Source organism: Actinacidiphila oryziradicis, assembly GCF_005047355.1.
GTDB classification, from domain to species: Bacteria; Actinomycetota; Actinomycetes; order Streptomycetales; family Streptomycetaceae; genus Actinacidiphila; species Actinacidiphila oryziradicis.
Genome location: NZ_SUMC01000005.1, coordinates 182,191 through 200,082, shown reverse-complemented (window position 1 = coordinate 200,082; position 17,892 = coordinate 182,191). Strand labels below are relative to the sequence as shown.

13 protein-coding genes and 1 pseudogene are annotated in these 17,892 nt (G+C 71.7%); 9 read left to right on the top strand and 5 right to left on the bottom strand.

Annotation, left to right across the window (positions count from 1 at the left end):
* Complete coding sequence (locus tag FCI23_RS07895; protein WP_136722732.1) at positions 1-1,335, bottom strand: ABC transporter substrate-binding protein; 1,335 nt, start codon at positions 1,333-1,335, stop codon at positions 1-3.
* A gap of 202 nt (positions 1,336-1,537) precedes the next feature.
* Positions 1,538-2,779, bottom strand: coding sequence for an ROK family transcriptional regulator (locus tag FCI23_RS07890; RefSeq protein ID WP_136722731.1), 1,242 nt, complete (start codon positions 2,777-2,779; stop codon positions 1,538-1,540).
* A gap of 311 nt (positions 2,780-3,090) precedes the next feature.
* Between FCI23_RS07890 and FCI23_RS59350 the strand changes: the two are divergent.
* The 5 genes and pseudogenes from FCI23_RS59350 to FCI23_RS07865 all read left to right on the top strand — a co-directional run.
* A pseudogene (locus tag FCI23_RS59350) lies at positions 3,091-3,319 on the top strand (IS701 family transposase); the annotation flags it as partial.
* Positions 3,320-3,813: 494 nt separating this feature from the next.
* Positions 3,814-4,647, top strand: coding sequence for a M55 family metallopeptidase (locus FCI23_RS07880; RefSeq protein WP_136722817.1), 834 nt, complete (start codon positions 3,814-3,816; stop codon positions 4,645-4,647).
* The gene (locus FCI23_RS07875; RefSeq protein ID WP_136722729.1) at positions 4,640-5,953 is read left to right on the top strand and encodes a M20/M25/M40 family metallo-hydrolase; all 1,314 of its coding nucleotides are present in this window, start codon (positions 4,640-4,642) and stop codon (positions 5,951-5,953) included. The genes FCI23_RS07880 and FCI23_RS07875 overlap by 8 nt, the downstream gene beginning before the upstream one ends.
* The gene (locus tag FCI23_RS07870; protein WP_136722728.1) at positions 5,950-7,953 is read left to right on the top strand and encodes a prolyl oligopeptidase family serine peptidase; all 2,004 of its coding nucleotides are present in this window, start codon (positions 5,950-5,952) and stop codon (positions 7,951-7,953) included. Before FCI23_RS07875 ends, FCI23_RS07870 begins: the two co-directional genes overlap by 4 nt.
* A 2-nt stretch (positions 7,954-7,955) precedes the next feature.
* Positions 7,956-8,882, top strand: coding sequence for a S66 peptidase family protein (locus FCI23_RS07865; RefSeq protein ID WP_136722816.1), 927 nt, complete (start codon positions 7,956-7,958; stop codon positions 8,880-8,882).
* Between the two features lie 41 nt (positions 8,883-8,923).
* Here the strand turns inward: FCI23_RS07865 and FCI23_RS07860 are convergent, their stop codons facing one another.
* The 3 genes from FCI23_RS07860 to FCI23_RS07850 form a co-directional block, all read right to left on the bottom strand.
* Positions 8,924-10,033, bottom strand: a complete 1,110-nt coding sequence (locus FCI23_RS07860) for a sensor histidine kinase (RefSeq protein ID WP_136722727.1) — start codon at positions 10,031-10,033, stop codon at positions 8,924-8,926.
* A complete protein-coding gene (locus tag FCI23_RS07855) occupies positions 10,026-10,757 on the bottom strand; it encodes a response regulator transcription factor (protein ID WP_211265240.1) in 732 nt (243 codons plus the stop codon). The genes FCI23_RS07860 and FCI23_RS07855 overlap by 8 nt, the downstream gene beginning before the upstream one ends.
* Before the next feature lie 283 nt (positions 10,758-11,040).
* Entirely contained in the window at positions 11,041-11,829 is a 789-nt protein-coding gene (locus tag FCI23_RS07850) for a (2Fe-2S)-binding protein (protein ID WP_136722726.1), read from the bottom strand.
* Between the two features lie 152 nt (positions 11,830-11,981).
* Here FCI23_RS07850 and FCI23_RS07845 point away from each other — a divergent pair, with 152 nt between their 5' ends.
* The 4 genes from FCI23_RS07845 (at position 11,982) to FCI23_RS07830 (ending at position 17,890) form a co-directional block, all read left to right on the top strand.
* The gene (locus FCI23_RS07845; protein ID WP_136722725.1) at positions 11,982-13,187 is read left to right on the top strand and encodes an ATP-grasp domain-containing protein; all 1,206 of its coding nucleotides are present in this window, start codon (positions 11,982-11,984) and stop codon (positions 13,185-13,187) included.
* 14 nt (positions 13,188-13,201) lie between these two features.
* Entirely contained in the window at positions 13,202-14,836 is a 1,635-nt protein-coding gene (locus FCI23_RS07840) for an IucA/IucC family protein (protein ID WP_136722724.1), read from the top strand.
* A 20-nt stretch (positions 14,837-14,856) separates the two neighbouring features.
* The gene (locus tag FCI23_RS07835; RefSeq protein WP_136722723.1) at positions 14,857-16,614 is read left to right on the top strand and encodes an IucA/IucC family protein; all 1,758 of its coding nucleotides are present in this window, start codon (positions 14,857-14,859) and stop codon (positions 16,612-16,614) included.
* Between the two features lie 115 nt (positions 16,615-16,729).
* Positions 16,730-17,890, top strand: coding sequence for a type III PLP-dependent enzyme (locus FCI23_RS07830; RefSeq protein WP_136722722.1), 1,161 nt, complete (start codon positions 16,730-16,732; stop codon positions 17,888-17,890).
* Positions 17,891-17,892: the final 2 nt, after the last annotated feature.

The following is a 17,892-nucleotide window of genomic DNA, read 5'->3' as shown; positions in this document are numbered from 1 at the left end:
TCACTTGCCCGCAATAGCCGGGATCGCCTGATCCTTCATCGACTTCAGTGCGCTCGCCTGGGCGGCCGAGAGTGCGTCGGTGAGCGTGCCGCTGCCGGCTGCCGCCTTGGCCATCGCATCCTGAAGCGCCAGGTTCACCGTCTTCTGGGTGGGACCCCAGGTGAAGTTGGTGTCGATGTTCTTGGACGAGTCGGCGAAGACGTTGAAGATCTTCTCGTTGTTGTAGTACGGGACGCCCTGCGAGAGCGCGGGAAGCTTCGAACCGGCGGTGGCTGCCGGGTAGAGGCCGCCCAGCTTGTTCTCCAGCGCGAGGGCTTCCGGGTCGGTGTTCAGCCAGGAGTTGAACTTGACCGACTCGTACAGGTGCGTGTTGCCCTTCATGAACGCGACGGTGGAGCCGCCCCAGTCGCCGGATGCGGCGCTCGAGCCCCATGTCGGCATCGGGACGATCGCCCACTTGCCGGCCTGGCTGGGCAGGTTGTCGCGCATCATGCTGTAGCCCCAGGCGGCGCCGACGTAGCTGGCGATCTGGTTCTTCTGGTACGCGGCGTACATCTGGGTCGAACCGTTGGCGAGGTCGGTGCGAACGAGCTTGGCGTCGATCAGCTTCTGCCAGTACGCGGCGACCTGCTTGCTCTGGGCGGACGCGACTGTGACGTGCCACTTGCCGCCGGAGTAGTTGTACATCTCGGCGCTGTTCTGCCAGAGGAGTCCGTTGAACCACTCGGCGTTGTTCGGGTCGAAGAACGTCATGCTGAGGTTGGGGTCTGCCTTGTGCAGCTTCTGCGCATCCGTTGCGTACTCGTCCCAGGTCTTCGGGATCTTGAGGCCGTGCTGCGTGAAGATGTCGCTGCGCACGTAGAGGGCCATTGGGCCGGTGTCCTGCGGGAAGGCGAACACGCCGGTGCCGCCGAAGCTGGTCTGCGACCAGGTCCACGGCACGAACTTCGACTTGGCCGCGGTGGCTGCCGAGCAGGCCGAGGCGTCCACGAAGGCGTTCTGGGTGCGCAGGTTGGGGAGCTCGTCGTAACCGACCTGAGCGAGGTCCGGCGCCTTGCCCGCCTTGAGGGCGTTGCCGATGGTGCCGTACTGGTCGTTGGAGATGTTCTTCATCTGAACCTGGACGTTCGGGTTCTTCTTGTTCCACAGAGCGACGACCTGGTCCATGCCCGGAACGGTGTTCCAGTACTGGAGGGTGACCTTGCCCTTGGCGGGCGCACAGGAGGCTGCGGATGCGTTACCCGACGGAGCGGGCGACGAGCACCCCGCGAGTACGGCGATACTGGCTGCCGCGGCGACGACGCCGAGGCGGATGCGCGTGACTGTGTTACTCATATTTTCCGTTCCAGAGAACGACTAGCGACGGCGCTAGACGGGTCGACGTTGACACCTCAGGCAACGGGGTCTCCGGATGCCTTCTGGTTGGAATGGACAGGGCGCAACGGTGTCGGTCGAAGCGCCGAGCGCCGTGGCGGGAATTAGCAAACCATGTATCCTAATTACCCGCAACACTTTGTGAGGACAAAGTTGGACGTGGTCACTCCGCCGCGAGAAGCAGGGCGGACGGCCGGGGCGAGAAGGTGTTGTCGAGCACGAGAGTCGCGGCTCCGACAGCGGCGACATCGACGGGGATCGCGGACTGGGCGAACCGGATGGGGTGCGGCGGAATCAGGGCGGGATCGCTGCGCACGGCATCCGGCAGCGCATCGAGGATCGCCGGGGAGATGCGTGCCCAGAACGGCCCGCCGAAGATGACCTCGTCGATGTCGAGAAGGTTCACGATCACGACGATCGCGCGTGCCAGAGAACGTGCGGCGTCGGTCAGAATCGCGCTCGCCTCGGGGTTCCCGGTCGCGGCGAGGGTCGCCAGCCTGCTGAACGCCGCATCCACATCGACCATGTCCTCGAGGTTGCCGGCCTCGGCTGCCGAGAGCACGCCGTCGAGCAGCGCGCGTTCGACGAGCGCTCGCGGAACGGTGATGTACCCGACGCAGCCGCGTCGTCCGCAGGCGCACACCGGACCGTCGGGATCGACGGTGATGTGGCCCGCGTCGCCCGCATTGGAGCTGATGCCGCGAACGACCTCGCCCGACACCGACAGGCCGGTGCCGAGACCGGTGCCGTAGTACATGAACGCGAAGTCGCGGCTGCTGCCGGGGCCCGCGAACCACAGCTCGGCGACCACCGCGGCTGTCGCATCCTTCTCCAGCAGCACGGGCAGGCCGGTCGCCTCGGCGAGCGAGCGCCGCAAGGCCACCCGATGCCAGTTGGGCATCATCGGCGGGTTCAGGAGCACGCCGTCGTCGACGTTCACCGGGCCGGGCGACGCGATACCGATACCGAGGATGCGGGACCTGTCGATGGCGGAACCCGCGATGAGCGCTTCGATCGCGTTCGCCATCTCGTCGATGACCGCGCTCGGGTCTCCCGCGGTCGGTGTGCCGGTGCGCGAGTGGTCCCGAACCGTGCCGGACAGGTCAACGAGCACGTAGGTCACCGCTGCGGGATCGATGTGCACCCCAACCGCGAAACCACCGCTCGGGTTCAGTTTGACGACCGCCGCCGGCTTGCCGGGGCCGCTCGTGCGCGTGCCGTGCTCGTCGACGAGACCGGCATCGAGAAGGCGCCGGCAGACCTTCGTCACCGTCATCCCGCTCAGGGCGGTCAGAGCGGCGAGTTCGGACCGGGTGATCCCCTCGGGGCGTCGGCGGATGGCGTCGAGAACGACCGTCTGGTTGTACTCACCGACGGCGGGAAGGTTTGTTCCCGTGCGATTCATGGCTGACCTCCCCACGCGCTGTGGCCCGTCGAAAGCCTAGCGGTGCCTTGTTCGGACTGAGTGGAAATCGAACGCTACGTCTCGATGGCGATTGGTTTCGCCATCGCGCGGCCTGTGGACGCGGGACCCGCCGCAACGTGTGAGACCGGGGATTGAGCTCATGCTCCGATGAGAACCGGCGATGGTGATTCCTGACTCAGGCATTGTGACTCGTCGAAGTTAGTACTCCAGCCGTAGTTCGTGATGTTGCCGGTGCGGAGCCGGGCGCGGCCACCGTTGGTCATCGGTGTGTGAAGACAAACGATCATGCGGTGGCCGCAGAGCACAGCGTAGACCCCGCCTCTTGGCGGGAGGCGTTCGAGGGCCTGAGGGGCCGGATCGCGGGACGTTTTTCGCGGGTCGAACCCGGCCCGGAAGTTGATGCTCGGGCTGCTGTCGGACCTGCCGCGCAAGAACTGCCGGACCATCGCCGAATGGGCCGGGGATGGCACCTTGGACGGCATGCGGCACCTGCACGGCCGGGCCAAGCGGGACGCTGACCCCGCCGGTCTTCGCGGGTCCGACGCCGACCGTCGCCTTCTCGTACAACTCCCGGGCTGTGGACGGCGATGACCCTGGGCGGCACCACCGTCGAGCTGGTCCGCGCCGACAACACCCACATCTGGCACCCGCGGAGCGACGACGGCACGACCGTCGACGCAGTGCGCTGGGTGCCGTGCGGGTGGTCATCGTGTGCGGCACCTGCGGCCGGTGCTGGGGTGACGATCCCGCCGGACGCTTGCCACCCGGTGTGGACGACGCTGCCGCGCCAGACCCGCGCGGCAGCACCCCCCCAAGGAACACCAGGCCCAACGTATGAAATGCTGACAAACCAGGCGCGCCAATCGGATGGGCGTGATACGCCGGTTCACCCAGGAGCTTCAGGCCAATGCTACGACCGTGTGGGACCCTGCCCTGTGCACCTGAAACTGATGTCAACAACTAATGTCAGAATCGTGCCTGAAGCCTCCTACCTGCGATAAGTCTGGGGCATGGTGAAGATCCTTATCTCGGCGGACATGGAAGGCGCCACGGGGGTGACGTGGCCGGCCGACGTGCTGCCCGGCAGCGAACAGTGGCAGCGCTGCCGGCACATGTTCACCTCGGACGTCAATGCGGCGATCGCCGGTTTCTTCGCCGGCGGGGCCGACGAGGTGCTGGTCAACGAGGCGCACTGGAGCATGCGCAATCTGCTCCTGGAACAGCTGGACGAACGGGCCCGGATGCTCACCGGCCGGCACAAGGACCTGTCCATGGTCGAGGGTGTCCAGCACGGGGACGTGGACGGGATAGCGTTTGTCGGGTACCACACGGGGGCGGGTACCGAGGGAGTGCTCGCGCACACCTACCTCGCCAACTCCATCACCGGCGTGTGGGTGGGCGGCGAACCGGCGAGCGAGGGCCGGCTCAACGCGCTGGTCGCCGCGGAGTACGGAGTGCCCGTCGTGCTGGTGACCGGCGACGACCGCACCGGGCTCGACGCGCACGGCTACGCCCCCCGGGCACGTACCGTCGCCGTCAAGGAGTACGTGTCGCGGTACGCGGCGGTCTGCCGGCCCCCGGCCCGTACGGCCGCCGACATCAGCGCGGCGGCCAAGGAGGCGGCGGCTCTGGCGGTGCGGCACGAACCGGTGCGGGGCGGGCCGTTCACCGTCGAGGTGGAATTCGACGCGGTGCATCTCGCCGGGGCGGCCACGGTGGTGCCCGGGGTGGAGCACACGGGTGAGCGACGGGTCGCGTACACCTCGCCGACCATGTATGAGGCGATCCGCGCTTTCAAGGCGGTGACCACGCTTGTATCAGCAGCGGTGGAGGAACAATATGGCTGACCAGGGGTCCATGGACGAGGTGGTCCGGTTCACCTCGGACCTGATCCGGATCGACACCACCAATCGCGGAGGCGGGGACGGCATCGAGCGCCCGGCCGCCGAGTATGTCGCCGAGCGGCTCACCGAGGCCGGGATCGAGCCACGGATCCTGGAGTCCGCGCCCGGCCGCGCCAATGTCGTGGCCCGGATCGAAGGCACCGACCCGGGTGCGGACGCGCTGCTCGTCCACGGCCATCTGGACGTCGTACCGGCCGAGCCCGCCGACTGGGCCGTGCATCCCTTCTCCGGTGAGATCCGCGACGGCATGGTGTGGGGGCGCGGCGCGATCGACATGAAGAACATGGACGCGATGGTGCTGGCCACCGTCCGGTCCTGGGCGCGCGAGGGCCGCCGCCCGGCACGCGACATCGTGCTCGCCTTCACCGCGGACGAGGAGGACAGCGCAGCCTACGGGGCGGGCTGGCTGGCCGAGAAACACGCGGCCCTGTTCGAGGGCTGTACGGAGGCCATCGGCGAGTCCGGCGGCTACACCTTCCACGCGGGCGGCGGGCTCCGGCTGTACCCGGTGGCGGCGGGGGAGCGCGGCACCGCCTGGCTGGAGCTCACCGCCCGGGGCAAGGCGGGGCACGGCTCCAAGGTGAACCGCGCCAACGCGGTGAGCAGGCTCGCCGCCGCCATCGCCCGGATCGGCGAGCATCAGTGGCCGGTGCGGATCATTCCCACGGTGCGGGCGGCGCTCAGCGAACTCGCGGCGCTGCACGGCATAGAGGCCGATTTCGACGATGTGGACGAGCTGCTCGGCAAGCTCGGTCCGGCCGCCGCCCTCGTCGAGCCGACGGTCCGCAACAGCGCCAATCCGACGATGCTGCAGGCCGGTTACAAGGTCAACGTCATCCCGGGCAGCGCGAAGGCGTACGTGGACGGGCGGCTGCTGCCGGGCAGCGAGGACGAGTTCACCGAGACCATGGACGCACTCACCGGACCGGACGTCGAGTGGGAGTTCCACCACCGCGAGGTGCCGCTCGAAGCGCCGGTCGACTCGCCGGCATTCGCGGCGATGCGCGCGGCGCTGGAGCACTTCGACCCGGGCGCGCATGTCGTGCCGTACTGCATGGGCGGCGGCACCGACGCCAAGCAGTTCTCCCGGCTCGGCATCACCGGCTACGGCTTCTCGCCGCTGAAGCTGCCGGAAGGCTTCGACTACGCGGCGATGTACCACGGCGTCGACGAACGGGTACCGGTCGAGGCACTGCACTTCGGAGTCCGGGTGCTGGACCATTTCCTGACGCGAGGGAGCAGCCAGTGAGCGTCACATCCCCGTACGGCGCCTGGGAGTCCCCCATCGACGCCCGGCTGGCGGCCGCGCACGACGGCAGCCCCGACTTCGCCGGCACGGTCGGCGACGAGGTGTGGTGGACCGAACCCCGCCCCGCCGAGGGAGGCCGCCGCGACCTGGTGCGGCGCCGCGCCGACGGCACCGTGCAATCGCCGCTCCCCGCGCCGTGGAACGTACGCAGCCGGGTGATGGAGTACGGCGGCCTGTCCTGGGCCGGGGCGGTCCTCCCGGACGGACGCGGCCCGCTGGTCGTCTTCGTGCACTTCCCGGACCAGCGGCTGTACGCGTACGAGCCCGGCGCCCCCGGCACCGAGCCGCGCCCCCTGAGCCCGGTCTCGTCCGTCGGCGACGGCCTGCGCTGGGCGGACCTCCAGGTGCGCCCGGAGCGCGGTGAGGTGTGGTGCGTGCTGGAGGAGTTCACCGGTGACGGTCCCACGGACGTGCGGCGGGTGATCGCCGCCGTACCCCTGGACGGCTCGGCCGCCGGGGACCGGGGCGCGGTGCGCGAACTGTCCGACGACGCGCACCGGTTTGTCACCGCCCCGCGGCTCTCCCCGGACGGGCGGCGGGCGGCGTGGATAGCCTGGGACCACCCCCGGATGCCCTGGGACGGCACCGAGCTGAAGCTCGCGGAGGTCGGCGACGAGGGCACGTTCCTGGGCGCCCGCACCCTCATCGGCGGACCCGAGGAGTCCGTCGCCCAGGTCGAATGGGCCCCCGACGGCACCCTCCTGGCCGCCACCGACCGCACCGGCTGGTGGAACATCCACCGGGTCGACACGACAAGCGGCGACGCCGTCAACCTCTGCCCGCGCGAGGAGGAGTTCGCCGGTCCGGCGTGGCGCCTGGGGTACCGCTGGTTCGCGGCGCTGGACAGCGGCCTGGTCGCCGTCCTGCACGGCCGTGGCGCGCAGCGGCTCGGGCTCCTCGACCCGGCCACCGGCGAGCTCACCGACGCGCCGGGGGAGTGGACGGAGTGGGCGGGACCGCTCGCGGTGTCCGGCACCCGGGTCATCGGCACCGCGGCCGGTCCGCGAACCGGATTCCAGGTCGTGGAGCTGGACACAGCCCTGCCCGGCCTGTCCGCTGCACCGCGAGTCATCGGCAGCGCGCATCACGACGCCGTGGACCCGGCGTATCTGCCGGAGCCCGTCGAGCGCACCTTCACCGGGCCCGGCGGCCGCGAGATCCATGCGCAGCTCTACCCTCCGGCCAACCCCGGCTTCGCCGCTCCCGACGGCGAACTGCCGCCGTATGTGATCTGGGTGCACGGCGGCCCCACCAGCCGCGTACCGCTCGTCCTCGACCTGGAGATCGCCTACTTCACCTCACGCGGTATCGGCGTCGCCGAGGTCAACCACGGCGGCTCCACCGGCTACGGGCGCGAGTACCGCAACCGGTTGCGCGAGCAGTGGGGCATCGTCGATGTCGAGGACTGCGCCGCCGTCGCCCGGACGCTGGCCGAGGAGGGCACCGCCGACAGGGCGCGGCTGGCGATCCGCGGCGGCAGCGCGGGCGGCTGGACGGCCGGCGCCTCACTGACCTCGACGGATGTCTACGCCTGCGGCACGATCAGGTACCCCATCCTGGACCTGACCGGCTGGGCGGCGGGGGGTGAGACCCATGACTTTGAATCCCAGTACCTCGAATCGCTCATCGGCCCGCTGGCCGAAGTCCCCGACCGCTACCGCGACCGTTCCCCGGTGCAGCACGCCGACCGGGTCACCGCGCCCTTCCTGATGCTGCAGGGCCTGGACGATGTGATCTGCCGACCGGCGCAGTGCGAGCGGTTCCTGGCCCGGATCGCGGGCCGCGGCATCCCGCACGCGTACCGGACCTTCGAGGGCGAGGGCCATGGCTTCCGCCGCGAATCCACCCTCGTCGCCTCCGTCGAGGGCGAACTCTCCCTCTACGGCCAGGTCTTCGGCTTCACTCCGCCCCGAGTACCGCTGCTGGAGCTCACCAAGTGACCGTGCTACCGCTTACGCGTCCACGGCGGCTGGTCCCCGGCGACCGCGTCGTGATCGTCGCCCCCAGCGGGCCCGTACCCCGCGAACGGCTCGACTCCGGGCTCGACATCCTGCGCGGCTGGGACCTCGACCCGGTCGTCGCCCCCCATGTCCTCGACCGCCACCCCCGGTTCGGCTATCTGGCCGGAGAGGACCGGGACCGCGCCCGCGATCTCCAGGAAGCCTGGTGCGATCCGTCCGCCGCCGCCGTCCTGTGCGCCCGCGGCGGCTACGGTGCCCAGCGCGTGATCGACCTCCTGGACTGGGACGCCATGCGCGCCGCCGGGCCCAAGGTCCTCTGCGGCTTCAGCGACATCACCGCCCTCCAGGAGGCGTTCGCCGTCCGGCTCGGGCTGTCCACCCTCCACGGCACGATGACCGCCGCCGTCTCCTTCCTCAAGGACGCGCCCACCCAGGAACACCTGCGCGCCACTCTCTTCGAGCCCGAGACGGTACGCACCATCACCGGCCCCGCCGCCCGCCCCCTCGTACCCGGCACCGCCACCGGTGTCACCCTCGGCGGCTGCGTCAGCCTGCTCGCCGCCGGCCTCGGCACCCCGCACTCCCGCTCCGGCGCCGACGGCGGCATCCTCCTCATCGAGGACGTCGGCGAGGAGCCCTACCGCCTGGACCGCGTCCTCACCCAGTTGCTCCGGTCCGGCTGGCTCGACGGCGTCGCCGGGATCGCTCTTGGCTCGTGGGTCCGCTGCGGGCCGTACGAGGATGTGCGCGCCGTGCTGTTGGACCGGCTCGGGGGTCTCGGAGTGCCGATCGTCGAAGAGCTCGGCTTCGGGCACTGCGACAGCAGCTTGACCATGCCGCTCGGCGTTCCCGCGGTGCTGGACGCCGACGCGGGCACGCTCACCCTTCAGGTGCCGGCGCTGGCGTAGCGGTGCCGGGCGGGCCGGGTCGCCTGCGGCCGGACCGGAGGTCAGCCCGCCGCAGGCAGTACGACCTCGAAGCGGCAGCCGCCCGGCACGTTGCGTACGGCGGCGTGCCCGGCGTGGGCTTCGACGATGCCGCGGACGATGGCCAGACCGAGTCCGGCACCGGCGGGCGGGGTGCGGGACGGGGTGCCGCGCCAGCCGGTGTCGAAGACGCGGGGCAGGTCCTCGGCGGGGATACCACCGCAGCCGTCGGTGACGGAGAGGACGACCGAGTCGGCCTCGCGGTGGGCGGCGATGGCGACCGTCCCGTCCGCAGGGGTCCGGTGGATGGCGTTGACCAGGAGATTCGCCAGCACGCGGGTCATTTCCCGCCCGTCCACCTCGACCGGCACGGCTTCGACGCCGGTGCCCTCGAGCCGTACGCCGTGCTCCCGCGCCAACGGATCCACGCCGGCGATGGCGTCGCCCACGAGGTCGTACACGGACATGCGGGAGGTGGCGAGGGCGAGTACGCCCGCTTGGATGCGCGAGAGCTCGAACAGGTCGCCGACCATACCGCTGAGGCGTTCGACTTCGGCCCGGATCTGGGCGTGGTAGCGCCAGGGGTCGGCGACGATGCCGTCCTCCAGGGCCTCGGTCATCGCCCGCAGACCGGCGAGCGGGGTGCGCAGGTCGTGGGAGATCCACGCGACCAGCTCGCGCCGGGAGGCTTCGAGGGCGCGCTCGCGCTCCCGGGAGGCGGCCAGCCTGGCGCTGGTGGCCGCCAGTTCCCGGCCCAGCTCGGCCAGCTCGGCGGTCGGCGCCCTGCGCGGCGCGGCGAAGCCTCCACCGTCACCGAAGGTGCGGGTCGCCGCGGCGAGGGCCCGGCTGCCGGCGACAACGCTGCGGCCCAGCAGCAGCGCCACCGCGAGCGAGACGACGGCGGCCATGGCGCAGACCGTCGTCACGACCCACAGGTCGTGCGAGGAGAGAAACATCGCCCAGGCAACGGTCAGGGTCCCGGCGAGCATCGCGCCGACGGTGACCACCGCGACAACCGCGAGCGACACCGCCAACGGACGCTGCCGGAGCAGCCGGAGCGCGAGTGCGCCCAGCAGTCCCGCGGCCGCGGCGCCGAGAGCGGCGTACGCGGCGATGAGCAGTACGTCACGCATCGGGTGCCTCCCGTGGCGCGTCGAAGCGGTAGCCGACTCCCCATACGGTGCTGATGAGCTGTGGCCGGGCCGGATCGTACTCGACCTTTTCGCGCAGCCGCCGCACATGGACGGTGACGGTCGACAGGTCGCCGAATTCCCAGCCCCACACCCGGTGCATGAGTTCCTCGCGTCCGACCACCCGGCCGGGGTGCCGTAGGAAGAAGCCGAGCAGGTCGAACTCGCGGATGGTCAGGGCGAGCTCCGCGCCGTCGCGGGTGGCGCGCCGGGCCGCCGGATCCAGGGCGAGCGGCCCGGCGTGCAGCCATGGCCCGGCAGCCGGCTCCGGCCCGGCCGGTCCGCCTGTCCGGCGCAGCACCGACTCCACCCGCAGGACGAGCTCGCGCGGGCTGAACGGCTTGGTGACGTAGTCGTCCGCACCGACCTCCAGGCCCAGGATCCGGTCGTCCTCGTCGCCGCGCGCGGTGAGCATTACCACCGGCACCGGGCCTCCGGCGGCGCGGATCCGGCGGCAGACCTCGAGCCCGTCGATGCCGGGGAGCATCAGGTCGAGCACGACGAGATCGGGCCGGACCGCCGCCGCCCTGGCCACCGCCGACGGGCCGTCGGCGACGCGGTCCACCGTGAAGCCGGCCCGGTCCAGGTAGCCGGCGACCACCTCGGCGACGGTCGGGTCGTCGTCCACGACAAGGACGCGGCGGGGGGCGTGGGCGCGGGTGGTCACGGTGTCGAGTCTGGCACCCCGGGCGCCGGTGGCGACCGGCGGCGGGGGGATGTCCTTGTTTCGTAAGGACCTCGGGTTCGGAACGGGCTGGGCCTTGCGCGATGCTTTCTTCCCCTGCCCCGCCTCTTCCCGAAACCGGGGCTCCGCCCCGGGCCCCGTTGTGTGGGCGCGGGCCGGTGGGCACAACATCGGCCAAATTCAGCCCGTCCGGCGTTTGAGGACCTGGGGGGACCGGGCGGGGTGGGGAGGCCCGCCGCAGGCGCCCAACGCCGCCGGACGCGGCTCAGAAGCGGCGCAGCCGCTCCGCATCGCTGGTGCGCGGGCACGTCAGGCAGGCCTCGTCCGGGCGGATCGTGTAGTACATGCAGCAGCCGGCCCTGGTACGGGTCACATACGAGCGCCCCGCCTCGTCCCGCAACCGGCGGAAGCCTGCGGCGCCAGGGAACGGCGGGGTGCCACCGGGGAGGAGCGCGGCAGCCTCCCGGACGGCGTGCTCCTCCTGGCCGAGCACCCGGCCCAGGTACCAGATGCCGGAGATGAGGTCGTCGGCGGCCATGCCCCACAAGGTGCGCGGGCCGCGCCGCAGTCGTGGCCGGAAGGCGGCGAGCAGGGGTTGGACGTGGTCGGCGACGGCGGAGCGCAACTCGGCGCGGGACGCGTCGTCGTCGGCAGCGTGGCTGAAGTCGCCCGGGCTGAGCGCGAGGGTGCCCGTGGCCGGTTGGATCCACAGGTCCTCGGGGCGGATCCGCGGCACCTTCCGCTCCAGGTACCAGGGGCCGCTGATCAGCAGGCAGGCCTGCCAGAGGTAATGGTGCAGGATGCGCGAGGCGGCGGCATCGGGCCGGGCGGTGTGGCCGTGGGCGGCCAGGATGCGGGCCGACTCGCCGTCGACCAGGGCGTCGAGCGCGTCGGTACGGGTGGCCACCTCGCGGGCGTTGAGCCAGCTCCCGGCGATGGTGTCCAGCGGTTGCCCTCCGGCGGCCGGCACTCGCACGTCCAGGGCGTCGCAACTCCGGGTGAGGCGCCGGTAGGTGCCTGCCAGGGGCGAGGCGGTTGCCAGGACAGGGGGCATGGGTGCTCCGGGTGGTGCGAGGGCTGGCGCGGAGAAGACCGTAAAAGGTAAGCCTCACCTTATGCATGTTCCGGCGTGCCGCAAGTTGGCGGCATTAGGTATGTCTACCCTAAGTTGATCTCGTGTCATCTGCTCTTGCGGGAGGATCACTCATGCGGCTCTACGTGCTCGCGCTCAACCCGACGGACTCCGTCACCGAAGGGTTCCTCCCGGCCGCCGCCCGGCTCGGCCTGGACGTCACGCTGGTCACCGCCCCGGAGTACGCCGAGGCGCACCGCAAGACGGCCGACGGCCTGGAGATCCTGGAGTGCGACGTCCGCGACTTCCGCGAGGTCATCGGCAGGATCTCCCGCCACCGCGCCCCCGCCGCCGTCTTCTCGAACAGCGACCACCTCCAGACCCAGGCCGCTCTCACCGCCGGCTACTTCGGGCTTCCCGGCAAGGACTGGAAAACGGCCCTGCGCGCCAAGAACAAGGCCGAGATGCGCCGCCGCCTGGCCGCCACCGGCGCCGACACCGTCTGGTCGGCCGAGCTCACCCCGGATGGCGACCCGGCCGGGCTGGTGGCGACCGGCGGCCCCATCCCGTACCCCTGCGTCATCAAGCCGCGCGAGGGCGTGGCCAGCGAGGACGTCGTCCTGGCCGGCAACGCCACCGAACTGCTCGGCCGCTGCCAGGACATCCGCGCCCGCCGCCCCGAAACCGCCCTCGTCATCGAGGAGTTCCTCCCCGGACAGCTGCACACCCTGGAAACCCTCGGCGACGGCGCCGTCCGGCAGGTGCTCGGCGGCTTCCGTACCACCCTCTCGCCGCCCCCGTACTTCATCGAGGAGCGGATGGACTTCGACCCGGATCCGCCGCAGGTCGTCACCGCGCAGGTGCTCGCCCAGCTCGACGCCCTCGGTGTCGGCTTCGGCGTCTGCCACACCGAGTTCGTGGTGCACGCCGGCCGGGCCCGGATCGTCGAGGTCAACTATCGTGCCGCCGGCGACCAGTGCGATCTGCTGATGGCCGGGCTGCTCGGCATTCCGCTCTTCGAGCTCATCCTCCGCGTCCACCTCGGCGAACCGATCCCCGCCGACCTCCACGCCCGCCGGGACGGCCGGGCCCGGATCGAATACCTCTGCGCCGACCGTGCCGGCACCCTCACCGCCGCCCCCGGGCCCTGCGACACCGAAGCCGAGGGCGGCGTGCGCCTGGCCTACCGCCCCTGGCGCGCCGTCGGCGAGCGGCACGAGCTCCACCACACCAACCGCGACTACCTCGGTGTCCTGCGTGCCACCGGAACCGACCAGCCCGCGGTTGAGCGCGCCGCAGCCCGATTCCTGGCCGCCAACCGCTGGGAGATCACCCCGTGACCCCCGTGACCCCCATGACCCCAGAGAAGCGGCTGACGCTACGCGTGCTCGGCGCCCTGCTCAGGGAGGACGTCGTGGGCCTGCGCACCCGCAGCACCCTGCTCGACCGGCCGGACGGACCCTGGCTGCGCCTGCCGGGCGGCCCGGCAACGCTACTGCTGCCCGTGGCGGCGGACGGCTTCCAGTGCGAATACGCCGCCCGCCTGCCCTTACTCCGGCGCGAGCCGGCGAGCACAGGCACCGGCACCGCCGACAGCCCGGCCGTCGGCACCGACCTGACCTCCTGCGACGACATCCTCCGCGCCCTGCGCGAACTCGCCGACCCCGAGGACCGCCCCGGATTCGACGCGTACGCAGCCGAGTGCCGCCAGACCCTGGCGACGATGCGGCTGCACGACGCCGTCGGGGCCACCGTGCACGAGCGGCTGGCCCGCCGCTACGGCGAGGACCCCGGCACCTGGACCGGGATGGCCGGCAGCCTGGCCTTCGACACGCTCGCCGCCTACCTAGACCACCCCGTCTACCCGACCGCACGCGGCCGGGCCGGACTGACCGACGACCAGCTGCGCGCCTACGCACCCGAGTTCCACCCCACCTTCACCCTGCGCTGGGCTACCGCCCACGCACCCCAACGCGCCCCCCAATGCGCCCCAATCACGCTCCCCGTGCACCCGCTCACCGCCGGCGCGCTCCCGCCCGGAGCCGTACTCACCGACCGCCCCGGCCCCCAGGTCATCCCCACCCTCTCCATGCGCACCGTGGCCCTGGCCCACGACCCCGCCCAGCACATCAAACTCCCGCTGCCCACCTCCACCCTGGGCCTGCGCAACCGCCGCACCATCAAGCCCGGCACCCTCATTGACGGCGCCGCCGGCCAGCGCCTGCTCGAAGCCGTCATCGCCCGCGAGCCGCGCTTCCGGGGCACGATCCTCCAAGCCGACGAACAGCGCTTCGACCACGCCGGCCACGAACTCCTCGCCGCCCTGTACCGCCGCTACCCACCCGGCCTGGACAGCGCCCTCATCGTCCCGCTCGCCGCACTGCTCGCGCCCGAACCCGGCGGACGCCGCCTCATCGACCGCCTCGCCGACCGCTTCTACGACGGTGACCCGCTCGCCCTCCTGGACGCGTATCTCACCCTGCTGTTCGACTGGCAGACCACCCTCTTCTCGTACGGCATCGCCCTCGAATCACACCAGCAGAACACCTCCCTCGTCCTCGACCGCCCGCACCCCGCCGCCCGCACCCGCCTGCGCCTGCTCTTCAAGGACAACGACGGCCCGCGCGTCAACGCCGGGCGAATCCGTTTCCACGGCCTGCCCGCCGACTTCGACGACCCCCGCACCTTCACCGACCGCGACCAGCCGCTGATCGACATGTTCGCCACCATCACCGTGCACCTCTGCGCCGGTGCCCTCGCCTTCGGCCTGCCCGCCCACCGCGACCGCCTGCTGCGTCTCATACGGGACCGGCTCGACGCCATGGCCGGCCCGGTACTCCGCAAGCACCTCCTCGACGCCGACCGGCTCCCCGTCAAGGCGATGGTCACCGCCGGGACCCTGCTCTCCAAGGAGCGCTCCGGCGCCGCTGACATCAACAAGCACTACACCAGCGGCCCCAACTACCTGCGCCGCCTGCCGATTTCCTAACACACCCGCTGGAGTCGTCGATGCCGTCCGGTCTCCCATCGGCCGATCACGTGGTCGCCCACACCCTGCTCAACTGCCTCCTCCGCGAGGTGTCGGGCCCCGAGCACCAGACCGCCGTCGCCGACGGCCAACTGCTGCTGCGCCTGCCCCGCCTCGACACGCTGCTCCGCGTAGCCGTCCGCCGTACGTCACTGACGGGCGCCCACCGCTTCACCGGGCCGGTGGCCCAACAGCGCGCCGACGGCGGCTGGGCGGAAGTGGACTGGCGTCGGCTCGCCACCCTCGTAGAGGCGGAACTCGCCCTCCGTACCGGCGTCAGCAACGACGAGTTCGCGCAGCAGCTCGCCTCCAGCCACGCCGCAGTCGCCGCCGCGCTCGGCCGCCGGGCCGAGAGCCCAACGGCGGAAAGCCAGAGCTCAGCACCCGCCTCCCGCTACCTCGAATCCGAACAGGCCCTGCTCTTCGGCCACCGCTTCCACCCCACCCCCAAGGCACGCTCCGGCAGCCGCACCACCTGGGAGGCGTACGCGCCCGAAGCACGCGCCGCCTTCCCGCTGCGCCACCTCGCCGTCGCCACCCACCTGGTCGCGGAGGAGTCCGCGGTCCCGGGCGCCACCGCCGTACTCGACCGGCTCCGCCCGGTCCCCGACGGATACCGGCTGCTCCCCGCCCACCCCTGGCAGTACGAACTGCTCAGCGGCCACCCGCAGCTGCGCGCCGCCCTCGACCGCCGCGACATCCTCGACCTCGGCACCGGCGGCACGCCCTTCACCGCGACCTCCTCGGTCCGTACGCTGCACGGCGCCGACGCCTTCCTGAAGTTCAGCCTCAACATCCGCATCACCAACTGCCTGCGCAAGAACGCCTCGTACGAGCTCTCCGGCGCCGTCGCCCTCACCCGTCTCCTCGACCCCGTCCTGAGTGACCTCGCCGCCCGCTTCCCAGGCCACGCCATGCTCCGCGAGCCCGCCTACCGCAGCGTCAGCCCGGTCCTCTCGCCCGACCTCCTGGAAGGCTTCGGCGTCATCGTCCGCGACGGCCTCGCGGCGCACGCCCGCCCCGGCACCACCCCCCTGCTCGCAGCCGCCGTCGCCGACGAGTACCCCACCAGCTCCGCCCACCTCTCCCGGCTCCTGGACGGCGCGGCCCCCGGCGACGCGCTCGACTGGTGGGGCGCCTACCTGCGGCTGCTGGTCCCGCCCGTGCTGGCCGCCTACTGCGACCACGGCGTCGTGCTGGAGCCGCACCTGCAGAACGTCCTGATCGGCGTCGACGCCGGCGGCCTCCCGGCCCAGGTACTCCTCCGCGACCTCGAAGGCACCAAGCTGCTGGCCGGACACCACGCCGCCGCCCTCGCCGCACTCCCCTCCGACGTCGCCCGGCCGATGACCTACGACGACCGGCGCGGCTGGGAGCGCGTCGTCTACTGCCTGCTGGTCAACAACCTCGCCGAGATGGCCGCCGCCCTCGCCGACCTCCACCCTCCGCTCGAACCCGCGCTCTGGGTCCAGTTGCGCACCCTCCTCCAGGAGTACGCCGACGAGCACGGCTGCCCGCCCCGCCTGCGCGGCCTCCTCGCCGGCGCCCCGTTGCCCGCCAAGGCCAACCTCCTCACCCGCTGGGCCCGCCGCGCCGACCGCGAAGCCGGCTACGTACGCATCCCGTCGCCCCTAGGGCCTGTCCGGCGGATCACGGCCGGGCCCGCGGCGTCCGGCACGGCACCTCGCCGCGTTGCCGACTGCGCCCCCTGGGCCGCTGGCGCGTCCGGGCCCGGATAGCTCCGCTATCAGGACGCTCCGGCGTTGCACCGCACCGGACGCCGCTATCTGTCCGACCCTGATCCGCCGGACAGGCCCCAGCCCCCGCCCGCACCAAATCCTGGAGTGTCGCCTGATGCCCACCCCGGCCGTGCGCGAGTACGTCGCCGCCCTCGCCCCCGAAGCCCTGCCCGCGTACGTCTACGATCTGGCCGCCCTGCGCGCCCACGCCGCCGCCGTACGGGCCGCCCTTCCCGAACGCGTCGAGCTGTACTACGCGGCCAAGGCCAACCCCGAACCGGAGATCCTCACCGCCCTCGCCCCTTCCGTCACCGGCTACGAGGTCTCATCGGGCGGCGAACTGGCCCACGTCCGGGCCGCCGTCCCCCACCTCCCCCTCGCCTTCGGCGGCCCCGGCAAGACCCCCGCCGAGATCGCCGAGGCTCTCGCACTCGGCGTCGAACGGTTCCATGTGGAGAGCGAACACGAACTGCACCTGCTCGCTCAGACCGGCCGGCCCGCCGACATCCTCCTACGGGTCAACCTCCCCGCCGACCCCCGCTCCCTCGACGGCGTGGCCCTCGCCATGGGCGGCCGCCCCACGCCCTTCGGCCTCGACCCCGACCGCGCCGACGCCTGCCTGGCCCTCCTCGCCACCCCCCGCTTCCGCCACCTCCGCCTGCGCGGCATCCACGCCCACCTCGCCAGCGGCCTCGACGCCGACGCCCAACTAGGCCTGGCCGAGAACATCGTGGCCTGGGCCGTCCAGCGCAATGCCACCGAAGTCAACATCGGCGGCGGCATGGCCGTCGACTACAGCGACCCCGCGGCCCTCTTCGACTGGCCCCGCTTCGGCACCGGCCTCGCCCGCCTGCTCGACCGGCACCCCGGCCTCATCCTCCGCATCGAACCCGGCCGCTCTCTCACCGCCTACTGCGGCTGGTACGCCACCGAAGCCCTCGACCTCAAGCTCAGCCACGGCGCCGCCTTCGCCGTCCTCCGAGGCGGCACCCACCACCTCCGTACCCCCGCCGCCAAATCCCACAACCAGCCCTTCACCATCCTCCCCGACCCCCGCTGGCCCCACCCCTGGCCCCGCCCCACCATCCGCGACACCCCCGTCACCCTCACCGGCCAGCTCTGCACCCCCAAGGACGTCCTCGCCCACCAGATCCCCTGCCAGGAACTACGGGCCGGCGACCGCGTCATCTTCGGCCTGGCCGGCGCCTACGCCTGGAACATCTCCCACCACGACTTCCTGATGCACCCCCGCCCCGGCTTCCACTTCCAGCGTTAGCG